The 14,056-nt window shown below is 72.0% G+C and carries 14 protein-coding genes; 7 read left to right on the top strand and 7 right to left on the bottom strand.

All coding sequences use genetic code 11. The features are described 5' to 3' along the window. Positions 1–105: 105 nt before the first annotated feature. Positions 106–930: a maleylpyruvate isomerase family mycothiol-dependent enzyme gene (locus ACF1AL_RS23540; protein WP_366835292.1), complete on the bottom strand. Its 825-nt coding sequence runs from the start codon at positions 928–930 to the stop codon at positions 106–108. A 194-nt stretch (positions 931–1,124) separates the two neighbouring features. On the opposite strand from ACF1AL_RS23540, the gene ACF1AL_RS23535 reads away from it, so the two are divergent. Further along, a complete protein-coding gene (locus tag ACF1AL_RS23535; protein ID WP_391658810.1) occupies positions 1,125–1,919 on the top strand; it encodes a carbon-nitrogen family hydrolase in 795 nt (264 codons plus the stop codon). 477 nt (positions 1,920–2,396) lie between these two features. Here ACF1AL_RS23535 and ACF1AL_RS23530 read toward each other — a convergent pair whose 3' ends face one another. Continuing rightward, positions 2,397–2,894 (bottom strand): LURP-one-related family protein, encoded by a 498-nt coding sequence (locus tag ACF1AL_RS23530; RefSeq protein ID WP_366835294.1) that lies wholly within the window; start codon positions 2,892–2,894, stop codon positions 2,397–2,399. Then, entirely contained in the window at positions 2,891–3,886 is a 996-nt protein-coding gene (locus ACF1AL_RS23525; protein ID WP_391827230.1) for a GlxA family transcriptional regulator, read from the bottom strand. Before ACF1AL_RS23525 ends, ACF1AL_RS23530 begins: the two co-directional genes overlap by 4 nt. A 52-nt stretch (positions 3,887–3,938) precedes the next feature. Between ACF1AL_RS23525 and ACF1AL_RS23520 the strand changes: the two genes are divergently transcribed. Next, positions 3,939–4,331: a cupin domain-containing protein gene (locus ACF1AL_RS23520; protein WP_366835296.1), complete on the top strand. Its 393-nt coding sequence runs from the start codon at positions 3,939–3,941 to the stop codon at positions 4,329–4,331. Positions 4,332–4,360: 29 nt separating this feature from the next. Further along, positions 4,361–6,187: an NHL domain-containing thioredoxin family protein gene (locus ACF1AL_RS23515; protein WP_391827228.1), complete on the top strand. Its 1,827-nt coding sequence runs from the start codon at positions 4,361–4,363 to the stop codon at positions 6,185–6,187. 9 nt (positions 6,188–6,196) lie between these two features. Here the strand turns inward: ACF1AL_RS23515 and ACF1AL_RS23510 are convergent, their stop codons facing one another. The 3 genes from ACF1AL_RS23510 to ACF1AL_RS23500 all read right to left on the bottom strand — a co-directional run bounded on the left by ACF1AL_RS23510 (position 6,197) and on the right by ACF1AL_RS23500 (position 9,845). Further along, positions 6,197–6,451, bottom strand: a complete 255-nt coding sequence (locus ACF1AL_RS23510) for a DUF6458 family protein (RefSeq protein ID WP_366835298.1) — start codon at positions 6,449–6,451, stop codon at positions 6,197–6,199. A gap of 134 nt (positions 6,452–6,585) precedes the next feature. Beyond that, positions 6,586–7,908: a M18 family aminopeptidase gene (locus tag ACF1AL_RS23505; RefSeq protein ID WP_391701130.1), complete on the bottom strand. Its 1,323-nt coding sequence runs from the start codon at positions 7,906–7,908 to the stop codon at positions 6,586–6,588. 110 nt (positions 7,909–8,018) lie between these two features. Then, positions 8,019–9,845, bottom strand: coding sequence for an acyl-CoA dehydrogenase (locus ACF1AL_RS23500; protein ID WP_366835433.1), 1,827 nt, complete (start codon positions 9,843–9,845; stop codon positions 8,019–8,021). Between the two features lie 161 nt (positions 9,846–10,006). Between ACF1AL_RS23500 and ACF1AL_RS23495 the strand changes: the two genes are divergently transcribed. From ACF1AL_RS23495 to ACF1AL_RS23485, 3 genes are all read left to right on the top strand, one after another. Beyond that, positions 10,007–10,468, top strand: coding sequence for an SseB family protein (locus ACF1AL_RS23495; RefSeq protein ID WP_366835300.1), 462 nt, complete (start codon positions 10,007–10,009; stop codon positions 10,466–10,468). A 172-nt stretch (positions 10,469–10,640) separates the two neighbouring features. Continuing rightward, positions 10,641–11,483 carry a hypothetical protein gene (locus ACF1AL_RS23490; protein ID WP_391701133.1) on the top strand — a complete coding sequence of 281 codons (843 nt, stop codon included), beginning with the start codon at positions 10,641–10,643 and terminating at the stop codon, positions 11,481–11,483. A 109-nt stretch (positions 11,484–11,592) separates the two neighbouring features. Beyond that, a complete protein-coding gene (locus tag ACF1AL_RS23485) occupies positions 11,593–12,570 on the top strand; it encodes a pirin family protein (protein WP_366835302.1) in 978 nt (325 codons plus the stop codon). A gap of 196 nt (positions 12,571–12,766) precedes the next feature. Here ACF1AL_RS23485 and ACF1AL_RS23480 read toward each other — a convergent pair whose 3' ends face one another. Continuing rightward, complete coding sequence (locus tag ACF1AL_RS23480) at positions 12,767–12,931, bottom strand: hypothetical protein (RefSeq protein ID WP_366835442.1); 165 nt, start codon at positions 12,929–12,931, stop codon at positions 12,767–12,769. Between ACF1AL_RS23480 and ACF1AL_RS23475 the strand changes: the two genes are divergently transcribed. Then, on the top strand, positions 12,899–14,056 hold the full coding sequence (locus tag ACF1AL_RS23475; RefSeq protein WP_391827281.1) for an amidohydrolase: 1,158 nt from the start codon (positions 12,899–12,901) through the stop codon (positions 14,054–14,056). The two genes, ACF1AL_RS23480 and ACF1AL_RS23475, sit on opposite strands and share 33 nt — an antisense overlap.

Genomic DNA, 14,056 nt, shown 5'->3' with positions numbered 1-14,056 from the left:
CAGCTACGCATGATTGGGTGGGCGCCGCGCCCAGGCGGCGCGGCTGCCCGCAGCTGCGGGGCGGTTCGTGGCTGTGTGTCTTGCTGGGGCGCGGCGGTGTTGGGGTTATGGGGTGACCGGGAAGTTGCGGAGGATGGCTGTGGCGAGGTCCTGGTCGCCCTCCGTTTTGATGCGGTCGGATGCCGCTTCGGGGGTCACTCGGCCGCAGGCCAGGCGGACGTAGGTTTCCCAGTCCAGGGTGAGGGTGGCGGCGGGGCCGAGGGCGGGGGTGCTCTCCAGGGTGCCGCGGCCCTGGATGTCGACGCGGATCGTGCGCAGGAACTCGACCGGGCCGTGCACGTCGAAGACCACCGCCGAGCTGCGCGGGGCCTCGGCGCGTTCGGCGACGACCTGCGGCAGGGCGTCCAGCAGCACGTCACGGGCGACGTACGCGCCCGGGGAGTCCAGATTGCCGGGGCGGCCGAGGGCCGTGCGCAGGTCCTGCTCGTGCACCCACACGTCGAACGCGTGGCGCCGCATCGACTCCTCCAGCGTGAGCTCGGCGCCGAGGGGGCCGCGCACCTTCGTGCCGGGGTCGCGGGAGTCGTTGCGCAGCTGCCGGTTGCGGCGGATGACCGTGTACTCCAGCTCGGCCGTCATCTCCGGCGCCGTGTGGTGGCGGCGGACGTCGACCTGCATCTCCATGTAGCGCTGGTGGTCGTTGGTGACGTGGAACAGGTCGCGCGGCAGCGTGTGGATGGGGCGCGGGTCGCCGAGCATCTCGCAGTCCAGCCCGATGACGTGCGACACGATGTCGCGCACCGACCACCCCGGGCACGGCGTACGGCGGTTCCAGTCGGCGTCCGCCAGCGGCTGCACCAGCTCGGATATCGCCTCGATGGAGTGGGTCCAGGCATCGGCGTAGGGCTGGAGGGTGGGATGCAGACTCACGGAAACGGGACCCCTCGGCGGTCGGTACACGGGCAGGTTGTGGCGGCGGTGCCAGTGGGAGGCGGCTTCACTCGGCGGTGTCTGGAATGGCTAAGTTACGCTGCTCCGAGGCACCCCGGCAGTGCTTTCGTGTGACGATCGTAGGCCCGTGGGGGCGCCCGTGTGGACGGCTCGATTGCCAGGACGGTGGTAGTGTGCGCGCCTCTTTGATCCAGATCGCCGTGAACGAGGGCGAATCGGTGGCCGAACGGCGGCTGCGCGCCGCCGCCCTGGTGCGGGAACAGGCCGGTGCCGCGGACCTCGTCGTCCTGCCCGAGCTGTGGACCACGGGCGCGTTCGCCTACGAGGAGTTCGGCACCGAGGCAGAGGCGCTGGACGGGCCGACCGCCGAGGTCATGGCCAAGGCGGCGAGCGACGCGGGCGTGTGGCTGCACGCCGGTTCCGTCCCCGAGCGCGACCCCGAGGGGCCCCTCTACAACACCTCCCTCGTCTTCTCCCCGTCCGGTGAGCTCGCCGCCGCCTACCGCAAGATCCACCGCTTCGGCTTCGACAAGGGCGAGGCGGTGCTCATGGGCGCGGGGCGGGAGCTGGTGACGGTGCGTCTGCCGTGGACCACCGTGGGCGTGGCGACCTGTTACGACCTCCGTTTCCCCGAACTCTTCCGCGGGCTCGTCGACGCGGGCGCCGAGACCCTGGTGATCCCGGCGGGCTGGCCGGAGCGGCGCCGGGAGCACTGGACGCTGCTGGCTCGGGCGCGGGCGGTGGAGAACCAGGCGTTCGTGCTCGCCTGTGGAACGGCGGGGACGCATGCGGGAGTTCCGCAGGCCGGTCACTCGATCGTGGTCGATCCGTGGGGTGAGGTGCTTGCGGAGGCGGGGGCGGGTGAGGAGGTCCTGACGGTGTCCTTCGAGCCGGGGAAGGTGGGGGTTACGCGGGAGCAGTTCCCGGCGCTGAAGGATCGAGTGCTCGGGCTGGAGCCGCCGCGGTGAGTTTCGGGCCCGGGTGACTGCGCGCCGGGGTCTCGGTGAACGCCGTGGGCTTGCGCACCCGGCGGTGCGAGGCGCTCGGCGCCGGGGTGCCCGCCGTGGGGTGCGCAGCCCGGCGCTGCGGGGTGCCTCCCCCAAGCTCTTCGAGCAGGGGGGACCCCCAGCGCCCACCCGTGCCGCCCCAGCGGCACGATTGCCCGCAGCTACGGGAGCCAGCCCCGCGATGCGGCTGCCCGCAGCTGCGGGGGTGGGCGTCGCCCCAGCGGCACGGATGCCCGCAGCTACCAGAGCCGGCCCCGCGATGCGGCTGTCCGCAGCTGCGTGGGGTGGGCGCCGGCCCAGCGGCACGATTGCCCGCAGCTACGGGAGCCGGCCCCGCGATGCGGCGGCCCGCAGCTGCGTGGGGTGGGCCCCGCCCCAGCGGCACGGCTGTCCGCAGTCACGCGGGAGGCGGCACCCCGCGCCGCGCAGGGCGCGGGCTCAGTCGTCGTCCTCGCGTTCTTTTTCCGCCAGGTGGATCACGCAGACCGCCACCGCGATCAGGAGGGCCGGGTCCGCGTCGTCGCGGATGACGTCGATGCCGTAGGTGTCGCGGACGGTCAGCCAGCGGCGGGAGATCACGGCCAGCAGCTCGCCGTCGTACTCGACGGCGAACTCGCGGTCGAGGATCTTGCCGCTGACGTCCAGTTCCGTGCCGTCGACCAGGCTCACCCGGTAGTGGTTGCGCAGCAGGGACAGCCGCCGCCGTTTGATCGTCGCCAGGGGTTCGCCGGCCCGCTCGATCACCATGGTGTCGCGCAGCGCGAACATCTTCTGGTGGATGTCGATCAGGACGCGCCCCTGGGTGTCCTTCAGCTCCCAGGTGTCCCGCAGGCGCATGGCCTTGCCGTCGACGAGGAAGACCTTGGTGCCGCGGTCGTCCTCGATCCAGTAGTCGTCGCCGATGCCGAGGAGCCGGTCGTACACGAGGAATCTCATGCCATGAGCGCTTCCCCGGGCGCCCCCGCGAAACGCCGCCGGTAGGCCGACGGGCTGAGTCCGGTCTCCCGCCGCAGCCGCGCCCGCAGGTTGGCGGCGGTGCCCAGGCCGCTGCGGGCGGCGACGACGTCGAGCCGTTCCTCGCCGCGCTCGATGAGCCGCCGGGCGAGCGTGACGCGCTCGGCCGTCAGCCAGGCGAGCGGTGTCGTGCCGAGCTGGGCGCGGAAGCGCCGGTGCAGGGTGGCGGGGCTGACACGCGCGTGTGCGGCGAGGTCGGCGACGGTCAGCGGTTCGTCCAGCCGCTCCTGCGCCCAGACGAGCAGGGGGGCGAGGGAGGCGTCGGGCACGTCGGGCACGGGACGTTCGACGAACTGCCGCTGCCCGCCGTCGCGGTGCGCGGCGAAGACCAGGCGCCGGGAGACGTGGTTGGCGATCTCGGCGCCGTGGTCGCGGCGGACGACGTGCAGGCCGAGGTCGAGCGCGGAGGCGCTGCCGGACGCGGTGAGGATGTCGCCGTCGTCCACGAACAGCACGTCGGGCTCCAGCCGGACGCGGGGGAAGCGGGCGCGGAAGGACGGCGCCCACATCCAGTGGCAGGCGGCGCGGCGCCCGTCGAGCAGGCCGGCCTCCGCCAGGGTGAACGCGCCGGAGCAGAAGCCGATGAGTCGCGCGCCCCACGCGTGCGCCCGGCGTATGGCGTCCAGGACGCGCGGGGAGCGCGGGGTGTCGGTGTCCGGCCGGTTCGGCACGATCAGCGTGTCCGCGTCCTCGGCGGCCTCCAGCCCCGCGACGCCGGTGAGGGTGAAGAACCCGTCCCGCATCCGGGTCGCGGCATCGGCCGCGCACAGCCGGAAGTCGTAGAGGTCACGGCCGAGTTCGGGGCGGCGCAGGCCGAAGATCTCGGTGGCGCAGCCCATCTCGAAGGGGTTGGAGTTCTCGTCGACGACGAGGACGACGCGGTGCGGTCGCGGGTGCGAGGATCCTTGCGGCATGTGCGATTCCTAGCACTCGCGCGCGGTACCGGACCAGGCCCAGGATGGCGCCATGAGCAGCGAACCGATCTCCCTGGCCGTCGCCCTGGACTCCTTCGGCGAGCGGTGGAGCCCGCGCATCGTCACGACCGTCAACGACTACGACGTCCGCGTCGCCAAGGTGGAGGGCGAGCACGTGTGGCACGTGCACGACGACACCGACGAGTTCTTCCTGGTGCTGTCCGGCGAACTGCACATCGCGCTGCGCGAGGCGGAGGGCGAGCGCACGGTGGTCCTCCCGCGGGGCTCGGTCTTCACCGTCCCGCGCGGCACGGAACACAAGCCGTACGCCCCCGCGCCGACGGAGATCCTGCTCTTCGAGCCGTCGGGGACCCTCACGGTCGGCGACCGCCACGACGAGGTCCCCGACCACGTGGACGCCACGACGGGCCACGCGCTGTCCTGACGGTCGGTGCCGGGTGGCACCCTTGATCCATGAGCCACTCCGCACCCCGTCGCGCCCGCGTCCGCGCCCCCGAGCTGATCGGCAAGGGCGGCTGGCTGAACACGGGCGGCCGGCCGTACCGCCTCGCCGACCTGCGCGGACGCATCGTCGTGCTCGACTTCTGGACCTTTTGCTGCATCAACTGCCTGCACGTCCTCGACGAGCTGCGCGAGCTGGAGGCCAAGCACCGGGACACCGTCGTGGTGATCGGGGTGCACTCGCCGAAGTTCGTGCACGAGGCCGAGCACCAGGCGGTCGTGGACGCGGTCGAGCGGTACGGCGTGGAGCACCCGGTGCTCGACGACCCGCAGCTCGCGACGTGGAAGCAGTACGCGGTGCGGGCGTGGCCGACGCTCGTGGTGATCGACCCCGAGGGGTACGTCGTCGCGCAGCACGCCGGTGAGGGACATGTGCACGCCATCGAGCGGCTGGTGACGGAGCTGGAGGCCGAGCACGAGGCGAAGGGCACGCTGCGGCGGGGCGACGGGCCGTACGTGCCGCCGGAGCCGGAGCCGACCACCCTGCGTTTCCCGGGCAAGGCGCTGCGGCTGCCGTCGGGGGGTTTCCTGGTCAGCGACACCACGCGGCACCAGCTCGTGGAGCTGGCGGAGGACGGGGAGAGTGTCGTACGGCGGATCGGGTCCGGTGCGCGGGGCTTCACCGACGGCGGGCCGGACGGGGCCGCCTTCAGCGAACCGCAGGGTCTCGCGCTCCTGGAGGACGGCACGGTCGTCGTCGCCGACACCGTCAACCACGCGCTGCGCCGCTTCGACCCGGCGACCGGCGAGGTCACGACCCTCGCCGGGACCGGACGGCAGTGGATGCAGGGCGCGGCGACCTCGGGTCCCGCCCGGGAGGTCGACCTGTCCTCGCCGTGGGACGTCGCCTGGTGGCAGGGCCGGGTGTGGATCGCGATGGCCGGTGTGCACCAGCTGTGGGCCTACGACCCGGCCGACGGGACCGTCGGGGTGACCGCCGGCACCACCAACGAGGGACTGGTCGACGGGCCGGGCGCCGAGGCGTGGTTCGCGCAGCCGTCGGGGCTGGCCGCGACGCCGGAGCGGCTGTGGCTGGCGGACTCGGAGACGAGCGCGCTGCGCTGGGTGGAGCCGGACGGCAGCGTGCACACGGCCGTGGGCACCGGGCTGTTCGACTTCGGTCACCGGGACGGGGCCGCGGACCAGGCGCTCTTCCAGCATCCGCTGGGGGTGACCGCCCTGCCCGACGGTTCGGTCGCCGTGTGCGACACCTACAACCACGCGCTGCGCCGCTTCGACCCGGCGACCGGCGAGGTCACGACCCTCGCTACGGATCTGCGGGAGCCGAGCGACGCGGTGCTCGCCGGCGAGGACATCGTGGTGGTGGAGTCCGCGCGGCACCGGCTGACCCGGCTGCGGCTCCCGGAGGAGGCGGTGCGGGTGGAGGCGGTCGCCCACCGCACGCAGCGGCAGGCCACCGAGGTCGCGCCGGGCGAGCTGGAGCTGGACGTGATCTTCCAGGCGCCGCCCGGGCAGAAGCTGGACCTGCGGTACGGCCCCTCCACCCGGCTGCTGGTCTCCGCCACCCCGCCCGAGCTGCTGCTCGACGGGGAGGGCGCGGGCACCGATCTCGCCCGCACCCTGCGGCTGAACCCCGCCGTGGAGCGGGGCGTGCTGCACGTGTCCGCCATGGCCGCCTCCTGCGACGACGACCCGTCCAACGCCTATCCGGCCTGCCATGTGCATCAGCAGGACTGGGGCGTCCCGGTCCACCTCACCCCCGACGGCACGCACCGCCTGCCGCTGGTCCTGGCCGGGATGGACGACCGGACGCCGTAGTGGGAGGGCTCAGACGCCGAAGCCGTCGCTGTAGCCGTCCCGTGTGTGGTGGTGCCGTTCCTCTTCGACGACCGTCGTGGTCGCGGGCGGCACCATGACCCGCCTGCGGCGGTAGATGCTGCTGAACGTCGACACGCCGATCAGACCGACGATCATCAGGATGATGCCGACCAGGTCGAGGTTGACCCCCTGCATGTGCCAGTCGGTCGCGAACGTGAGGATGGCTCCCACGGCGATGAGAATGATGCATCCGCCGAGGCCCATGAGTGTCGCCTCCCTGTCCGGTCCGGTCTCTCCGGTCCGGACAGTCGGGTACCCCCGTTGTCAACCCCCATGCGGGTGACGGCCGTTCCGGTCCGCACACCGGAACGGCCCGCACCGCGCGGAAAGTCCGGGGTCTAGCCCGCCAGGAACGCCACCAGCGCGTTGGCCAGCAGGTACGGGTCGTCGGCGCCGCACAACTCCCGCGCGCTGTGCATGGAGAGGATCGCCACGCCGATGTCGACGGTGCGGATGCCGTGCCGGGCGGCGGTGATGGGGCCGATGGTGGTGCCGCACGGCATGGAGTTGTTGGAGACGAACGACTGGAAGGGCACGCCGGCCTTCTCGCAGGCCGCGGCGAACACCGCGCGTCCCGAACCGTCGGTGGCGTAGCGGTTGTTGACGTTGACCTTGAGGATGGGGCCGCCGTTGACACGCGGGTGGTGCGTGGGGTCGTGGCGCTCGGCGTAGTTGGGGTGCACCGCGTGACCGGTGTCGGAGGAGAGACAGACGGTGCCGGCGAAGGCGCGGGCCCGGTCCTCGTACGAGCCGCCGCGTGCGAACACCGAGCGTTCCAGCACCGATCCGAGCAGCGGGCCGTCGGCCCCGGTGTCGGACTGGGAGCCGTTCTCCTCGTGGTCGAAGGCGGCCAGCACCGGGATGAACGGCAGGTCGCCGGTGGCGGCGACGGAGGTGAGCGCCGCGGTCGCCGCGTGCACCGACAGCAGGTTGTCCATCCGCGGGCCCGCGAGGAGTTCGCGGTCGCGGCCCAGGTAGGCGGGGCGTTCCACGGAGTGGACCATGAGGTCCCAGCCGGTGACCGAGCCGGCCGGCAGGTCGCTCTCCTCCTCCAGGAAGGCGATCAGGTCGCCCTCGCGGACGTCGCCGCCCAGCCCCCAGACGGGCTGCATGTGCCGCTGCTTGTCCAGCTTGAGGCCCTCGGCGGTCACCGAGCGGTCGAGGTGGATGGCGAGCTGGGGGACGCGCAGCAGGGGCCGGTCGATGTTGACGAGGTGGGTGGTGCCGTCGCGCAGGGTGAGCCGGCCGGCCAGGCCCAGGTCGCGGTCGAGCCAGGAGTTCAGCAGGGGGCCGCCGTAGATCTCGACGGCGACCTGCCGCCAGCCGTGGGCGCCGGCGTCGGGCAGCGGCTTGACCCGCAGGTTCGGGGAGTCGGTGTGCGCGCCGACGATGCGGAACGGCGTGTGGGGTGCGGCGCCCTCGGGGACGTACCAGGCGACGATGGCTCCGCCGCGCAGGACGTACTTGCCGCCGCTCGTCCCGTCCCAGGCGTCCGTCTCGGAGACCTGGCGGAAGCCGGCCTTCTCCAGCCGTTCGGCGGCGCTCGCCACGGCGTGGTACGGCGACGGGCTCGCCGCGAGGAAGGTCATCAGGTCGTCGGTGTGGCCGCGGTCGAAGGGCGCGGTCGCGCCGGAGGCGGCTGGGCGTGAGGGTTCGCTCATGGGGTTCACCTTAACGACGGGCGAGGGCCCGCTCCGCGTCAAGCGGGAGCGGGCCCTCGTGGGGACTGCGGGACTCGGCGGGCGTCAGGGACGCCGGGACCGGGGCGGTCTCAGAACGCGGCCTCGTCCAGCTCCATCAGGTCCAGGTCGACGCCCTCGGCGACCTTGCGGGCGCAGGTGACGCCGGGCAGGACGTTGGCGGCGAAGAACTTGGCCGCGGCGATCTTGCCGGTGTAGAAGGCCTTGTCCTTGGCGGAGGCCGTGGGCAGCTTCTCGGCGGCGATCGCGGCGCCCTTGAGCAGCAGGTAGCCGACGACGACGTCACCGGAGGCCATGAGCAGCCGGGTGGTGTTCAGGCCGACCTTGTAGATGTTCTTGGTGTCCTGCTCGGTGGCGGCGAGGTCGGTCAGCATCAGGCCGACGATCGCCTCCAGCTCCACGGCCGCCTTGGCCAGGTGCTCGCGGGCGCCGGCCAGCTCCTCGCCGCCGGTGCCGAGCGCCAGGAACTTCTTGATGTCCTCGGCGAGGGAGTTCAGCGCGGCGCCCTGGTTGCGGACGATCTTCCGGAAGAAGAAGTCCTGGCCCTGGATCGCGGTGGTGCCCTCGTAGAGGGTGTCGATCTTGGAGTCCCGGATGTACTGCTCGATCGGGTACTCCTGCAGGAAGCCGGAGCCGCCGAAGGTCTGCAGCGACTGAGCGAGCAGCTCGTAGGCCTTCTCGGAGCCGTAGCCCTTGACGATCGGCAGCAGCAGGTCGTTCAGGGCGTGCTCGGTGGAGGCGTCCTCGCCGTTCGCCTCCTTGATCTGGATGGCGTCCTGGATCGAGGCGGTGTACATCACCAGGGCGCGCATGCCCTCGGCGTACGCCTTCTGCGTGATCAGCGAGCGGCGCACGTCGGGGTGGTGGGTGATGGTGACCTTGGGCGCGGTCTTGTCCATGAAGTTGGCCAGGTCCGGGCCCTGGACGCGCTCCTTGGCGTACTCCAGCGCGTTGAGGTAGCCGGTGGAGAGCGTGGAGATCGCCTTCGTGCCGACCATCATGCGGGCGAACTCGATGATGCGGAACATCTGGCGGATGCCGTCGTGCTTGTCGCCGATCAGCCAGCCCTTGGCGGGGTGCTTGTCGCCGAAGGTCATCTCGCACGTGTTGGAGGCCTTCAGGCCCATCTTGTGCTCGACGTTGGTGGCGTAGACGCCGTTGCGCTCGCCCAGCTCGCCGGTCTCGAAGTCGAAGAGGTACTTCGGGACGAGGAAGAGGGACAGGCCCTTGGTGCCGGGGCCGGCGCCCTCGGGGCGGGCGAGCACGTAGTGGAGGATGTTCTCCGACATGTCGTGCTCACCGGAGGTGATGAAGCGCTTCACGCCCTCGATGTGCCAGGAGCCGTCCTCCTGCTGCACGGCCTTGGTGCGGCCGGCGCCCACGTCCGAGCCGGCGTCCGGCTCGGTGAGGACCATGGTGGAGCCCCACTGCTTCTCGACGGCGATCTTGGCGATGTGCTTCTGGACCTCGTTGCCCTCCTCGAAGAGGATGCCGGCGAACGCGGGGCCCGAGGAGTACATCCACACGGCCGGGTTGGCGCCCAGGATCAGCTCGGCGTAGGCCCAGATCAGGGAGCGCGGCGAGGTGGTGCCGCCGATCTCCTCGGGCAGGCCGAGGCGCCAGTACTCGGAGTCCATGAAGGCCTGGTAGCTCTTCTTGAAGGACGCCGGGACGGGCGCGGTGTTGGTCTCCGGGTCGAAGACGGGCGGGTTGCGGTCGGCGTCGGCGAAGGACTCGGCCAGCTCGTTCTCCGAGAGGCGGGTCAGCTCCTCCAGGACGCTCTTGGCGGTGTCGACGTCCATCTCCTCGAACGGGCCGGTGCCGTACACCTTGTCGCGCCCCAGTACTTCGAAGAGGTTGAACTCGATGTCGCGGAGATTCGACTTGTAGTGCCCCATGGCGACGGCTCCGTTGAGGATTCGGCGAGGCACTGGACTCCTCGCGCCTTTACACGTACCAGCAAGTAGCTCCGATGATGCTACCCGTCGGTAATATCTTGCAACCCCGATCCGGGGATCTGTGACCCACCCCTCGTGACGGGGTCAGTACCCTTGCGCTCATGTACGGCTACGACCAGAACGGCGCCCAGCAGCAGTACGCCCCGCCGCAGCAGCCGATGGCGGGCGGATACGGCCAGCAGCCGCCGCTGTACCCCGAGCCGTCGCCGCCGTCCCTCGCCGACGCCGTGCGCGCCTTCACCACCGGGCAGATGTCGCCGGAGGACTTCCAGCAGATCTTCGCCACGTCGAAGGTGTACTGCCCGCGCGGCGACACCCCCGGCTTCCTGGCGCTGCACAACACCCAGCAGCCGGTGATCCCCATGTTCACCTCGCTCAAGGAGCTGCGCCGCTACGCCGGCAAGGAGTCCAAGTACTTCGTGATCACCGGTGCGGAGGTGATCGACCTGCTCCCCACCGGCTATGGCTTCGTCCTGGACATGGAGGGTGAGCACCGGATCGTCTTCGACGCGAAGGCCGTCGAACAGATGGTCGACTTCGCGATGCGCCGGATGTACGGCTGACGGCACCGTCGCGCGCCGGAGGTGCGGTCGGCTCCCTCGCCGTGCCACGGACGGGGAGCTGACGCGCTCGGTCCCCGTGGCCGACGGGCACGGCTCGGCGTATGGCCGACGCCACGTCCGGCAAGTCGGCTGAATGGCTCCCTCCGCTCGCCGGGTTCCCTACTGTGCCCGCGTGACCTCGTACGACACCGCGCCGCACGTCCTCCACGGCCGGCGGGGCCGAGCCGCCCGGCTGTCCGGGGCCGAGCTGCTGCTGGACACCGCCGGGCTGCGCCGCCGGATACCGCTGGCGGCGATCGAGCGGGTGGAGACGGGCGGCGCCGGCGACCGGGTGCTCACCGTCGTCCTGCGCACGGACGGCACCCGGCCCCCGCCCGCGTACTCCCTGACCGCGCGCCGCGCCCCGCAGGCCGCCGCGTTCGCCCAGCGGGTCTCGGAGGCCGGTGCCGCCGGCGGCGAGCGGCCGCCCGGGGGTGACCCGGACGCCGTACGGGAGGAGCCGCTGAAGCGAGGGACCCGGCGACCGCGTTCCCGCTGGTGGTGGGTGGTGCCGACGGCGTACCTGGCGGGGTTCGTGGCCCTGGTGGCCGCCGGGGCGGGCACAGGCGCGCTGTTCGGCTGGCTCGTGGTCCCGCTGCTGCTCGCGCCGGCCGTCGTCGCCGTGCTCGGCGGCGCGGAGCTGGTGCGCCAGGGCCGGGCGCTGCGGGCACGCGGCGTGGTGGCGCAGGCCCGGCTGGCGCGCACCTACGCGCTGCACGGAGAGGACTCCGGCGAGGGCTGCGTCTATCTCTACGTCGACGGGCGGGGCCATGCGCGCGAGTGGCGCGGCCGGGGGAGCGCCGCCGAGCGGGTGGAGATCCTGTACGACCCCGACGATCCGGAGGTCGCCCGGCTCGGGCGGGGTGCCGTGGGCCGGATGGTCCAGGGCGTGGCGTTCGCCGCGGGGGTGGGCGGGCTGCTGCTGTTCCTGGCCGCGATGGTGCTCGCGCCCGCGGTGAGAGCGCTGGCGGGGTGAACCGCTCGGCGGGCGAGAGGCCCGGGGAATGCGCCCCGGGCCTTTTCCGTTGGGGGTGGCAAGAAGTTCAACGCTCAACTAAACTGGGCGTACCAAGGAGGTACCGACCATGCCTGCAGTGACCGTCGAGAACCCGCTGACGCTGCCCCGCGTGACCGCCCCCGCCGACGCCGTGGCGCGGCCCGTGCTCGCGGTCACCACCGCCCCGAGCGGCTTCGAGGGCGAGGGCTTCCCGGTGCGCCGGGCGTTCGCCGGGATCAACTACCGCTACCTCGACCCGTTCATCATGATGGACCAGATGGGCGAGGTGGAGTACGCGCCGGGTGAGCCGAAGGGCACCCCCTGGCACCCGCACCGCGGCTTCGAGACCGTCACCTACATCATCGACGGCATCTTCGACCACCAGGACTCCCACGGTGGCGGCGGCACCATCACCAACGGCGACACGCAGTGGATGACGGCGGGCTCCGGCCTGCTGCACATCGAGGCCCCGCCGGAGCACCTGGTCGTCTCCGGCGGTCTCTTCCACGGCCTGCAGTTGTGGGTGAACCTGCCGGCCAAGGACAAGATGATGGCGCCGCGCTACCAGGACATCCGCGCGGGCTCGGTCCAGCTGCTCACCTCGCCCGACGGCGGCGCGCTGCTGCGGGTCATCGCCGGTGAGCTGGACGGGCACGCCGGCCCCGGCATCACGCACACGCCGATCACGATGGTCCACGCCACGCTCGCGGCGGGCGCCGAGATCACCCTGCCCTGGCGGGAGGAGTTCAACGGCCTGGCGTACGTGCTGGCGGGCCGGGGCAGCGTCGGCGCCGAGCGCCGGCCGATCGAGTCGGGGCAGACGGCCGTGTTCGGCGCCGGGTCCTCGCTGACCGTCCGCGCGGACGCCAAGCAGGACGGGCACACGCCGGACCTGGAGGTCGTGCTGCTCGGCGGGCAGCCGATCCGTGAGCCCATGGCCCACTACGGCCCGTTCGTGATGAACACCAAGGACGAGCTGATGCAGGCCTTCGAGGACTTCCAGAAGGGCCGCCTCGGCACCGTCCCGGCCGTGCACGGCATGACGGAGGAGGGCCCGCAGGGCTGACACTCCGCGCACCGCACAACGCCGCAGTGGCCCGTCCCCATGGGGGCGGGCCACTGCGCGGATTTTCGAACTCCCTCGGGCACGTGGACGGCCCAAAAGCCGATGCAGTGTCAGGGAGCGAAAAATCACCGCGACACGGGGAAGGGCGAGAGGGCGAAGGCGGCGCCGGCGAAATGCAATCTTGTTCTACTCTGGGTCAATGAACCCTGCTGCCAAGGGCGTTGAGCTGCCCATGATCGGCGCGCTCGGCGCCGAGGCCCCGAATGCCGCTCCCCTTGACGGTCCGAAAGCACTGCTCGATCAGTACGCGACGGAAATCGAGCAGGAAATGATCGACTTCCGTCGGGATCTGCATCAGCATCCCGAGGCGTCCCACGCGGAATTCCGCACCACCCGGAAAGTGGCGGAGCGGCTCGAAAAGGCAGGACTGCGGCCCGTCCTGATGGCGGCGGGCACGGGCCTGGTCTGTGACATCCCCGGCGGCATCCCCGGTGACGGCCCGGCGGGGCCCGCGCTGGCCCTGCGGGCCGACCTGGACGCCCTGCCGGTGCAGGACGAGAAGGCCGTGCCCCACCGCTCCACCGTGCCCGGGTTCTGCCACGCCTGCGGCCACGACGTGCACACCACCACCGTGCTCGCCGCCGGACTGGTCCTGGCCCGGCTGGCCGCCGCGCACGGCCTGCCCGTCCCGGTCCGGCTGCTCTTCCAGCCCGCCGAGGAGAAGATCGCCGGCGCCCGCGACATGATCGCGCAGGGCCTGCTCCAAGGAGTGGGCCGCATCCTCGCCCTGCACTGCGACCCGAAGATCGACGCCGGGCGCGTGGGCCTGAAGACCGGACCGCTGACCTCGGCGTGCGACCTGGTGAAGCTCACCGTGCGGACCATGACGACGGGGGCGCGGGAGCTGACCCCGCCCAACGTGGTCGACGCCGTCTCCTCCCTCGTCACCGAGGTGCCGGCCGCGGTGAGCCGCCGGGTGCCCGCCGGCTCCGGTGTGTCCATCGTGTGGGGGCACGTGGAGGCCAACTCCGGGGAGCCGGACGCGAAGCAGGAACCCGGCGTGGGCTATCTGCAGTGCACCGTCCGCTGCATCGACGAACGCGCCTGGACCCTCGCCGAGCCCCTGTTCCGCAAGGCGGTCGAGAACGTCTGCGCCCTGCACGGGGTCGAGCCGGAGCTGGAGTACACCCGCGGCATCCCGCCCGTCGTCAACGAGCCGACGAGCGTGACGCTGCTGCGGCGCGCCGCCGAGGAGGCGCTGGGCCGGGACGCGGTGACCACCACCGAGCAGAGCCTGGGCGGCGAGGACTTCGCGTGGTTCCTGCAGGAGGACGGCGTGCGGGGCGCGATGGCCCGCCTCGGCGTGCGCAGCCCCGGCAGCGAGCGCGTCCTCGACCTGCACCAGGGCATGTTCGACGTGGACGAACGCGCCATCGGGACGGCGACCCGCCTGCTGGCGATGACGGCGCTGCTGGGCTCCGTCTGA

The sequence above is a fragment of the Streptomyces sp. NPDC014801 genome (genome assembly GCF_043082085.1).
Taxonomy (GTDB): domain Bacteria; phylum Actinomycetota; class Actinomycetes; order Streptomycetales; family Streptomycetaceae; genus Streptomyces.
Note: the sequence above shows the minus strand (reverse complement) of the source record. Positions and strands in the feature narration are given on the sequence as shown.

What these genes read in the sequence shown, in the direction of transcription:
- ACF1AL_RS23510 (WP_366835298.1), bottom strand. Translation starts at nt 6,451, where the DNA reads ATGGGCCTCGGCGGATGCATCATTCTCATCGCCGTGGGAGCCATCCTC.
- ACF1AL_RS23530 (WP_366835294.1), bottom strand. Translation starts at nt 2,894, where the DNA reads ATGAGATTCCTCGTGTACGACCGGCTCCTCGGCATCGGCGACGACTAC.
- ACF1AL_RS23515 (WP_391827228.1), top strand. Translation starts at nt 4,361, where the DNA reads ATGAGCCACTCCGCACCCCGTCGCGCCCGCGTCCGCGCCCCCGAGCTG.
- ACF1AL_RS23480 (WP_366835442.1), bottom strand. Translation starts at nt 12,931, where the DNA reads ATGCTGATGCAGATCCCGACGGAAGTCGATCATTTCCTGCTCGATTTC.
- ACF1AL_RS23520 (WP_366835296.1), top strand. Translation starts at nt 3,939, where the DNA reads ATGAGCAGCGAACCGATCTCCCTGGCCGTCGCCCTGGACTCCTTCGGC.
- ACF1AL_RS23500 (WP_366835433.1), bottom strand. Translation starts at nt 9,845, where the DNA reads ATGGGGCACTACAAGTCGAATCTCCGCGACATCGAGTTCAACCTCTTC.
- ACF1AL_RS23505 (WP_391701130.1), bottom strand. Translation starts at nt 7,908, where the DNA reads ATGAGCGAACCCTCACGCCCAGCCGCCTCCGGCGCGACCGCGCCCTTC.
- ACF1AL_RS23525 (WP_391827230.1), bottom strand. Translation starts at nt 3,886, where the DNA reads ATGCCGCAAGGATCCTCGCACCCGCGACCGCACCGCGTCGTCCTCGTC.
- ACF1AL_RS23485 (WP_366835302.1), top strand. Translation starts at nt 11,593, where the DNA reads ATGCCTGCAGTGACCGTCGAGAACCCGCTGACGCTGCCCCGCGTGACC.
- ACF1AL_RS23495 (WP_366835300.1), top strand. Translation starts at nt 10,007, where the DNA reads ATGTACGGCTACGACCAGAACGGCGCCCAGCAGCAGTACGCCCCGCCG.
- ACF1AL_RS23475 (WP_391827281.1), top strand. Translation starts at nt 12,899, where the DNA reads ATGATCGACTTCCGTCGGGATCTGCATCAGCATCCCGAGGCGTCCCAC.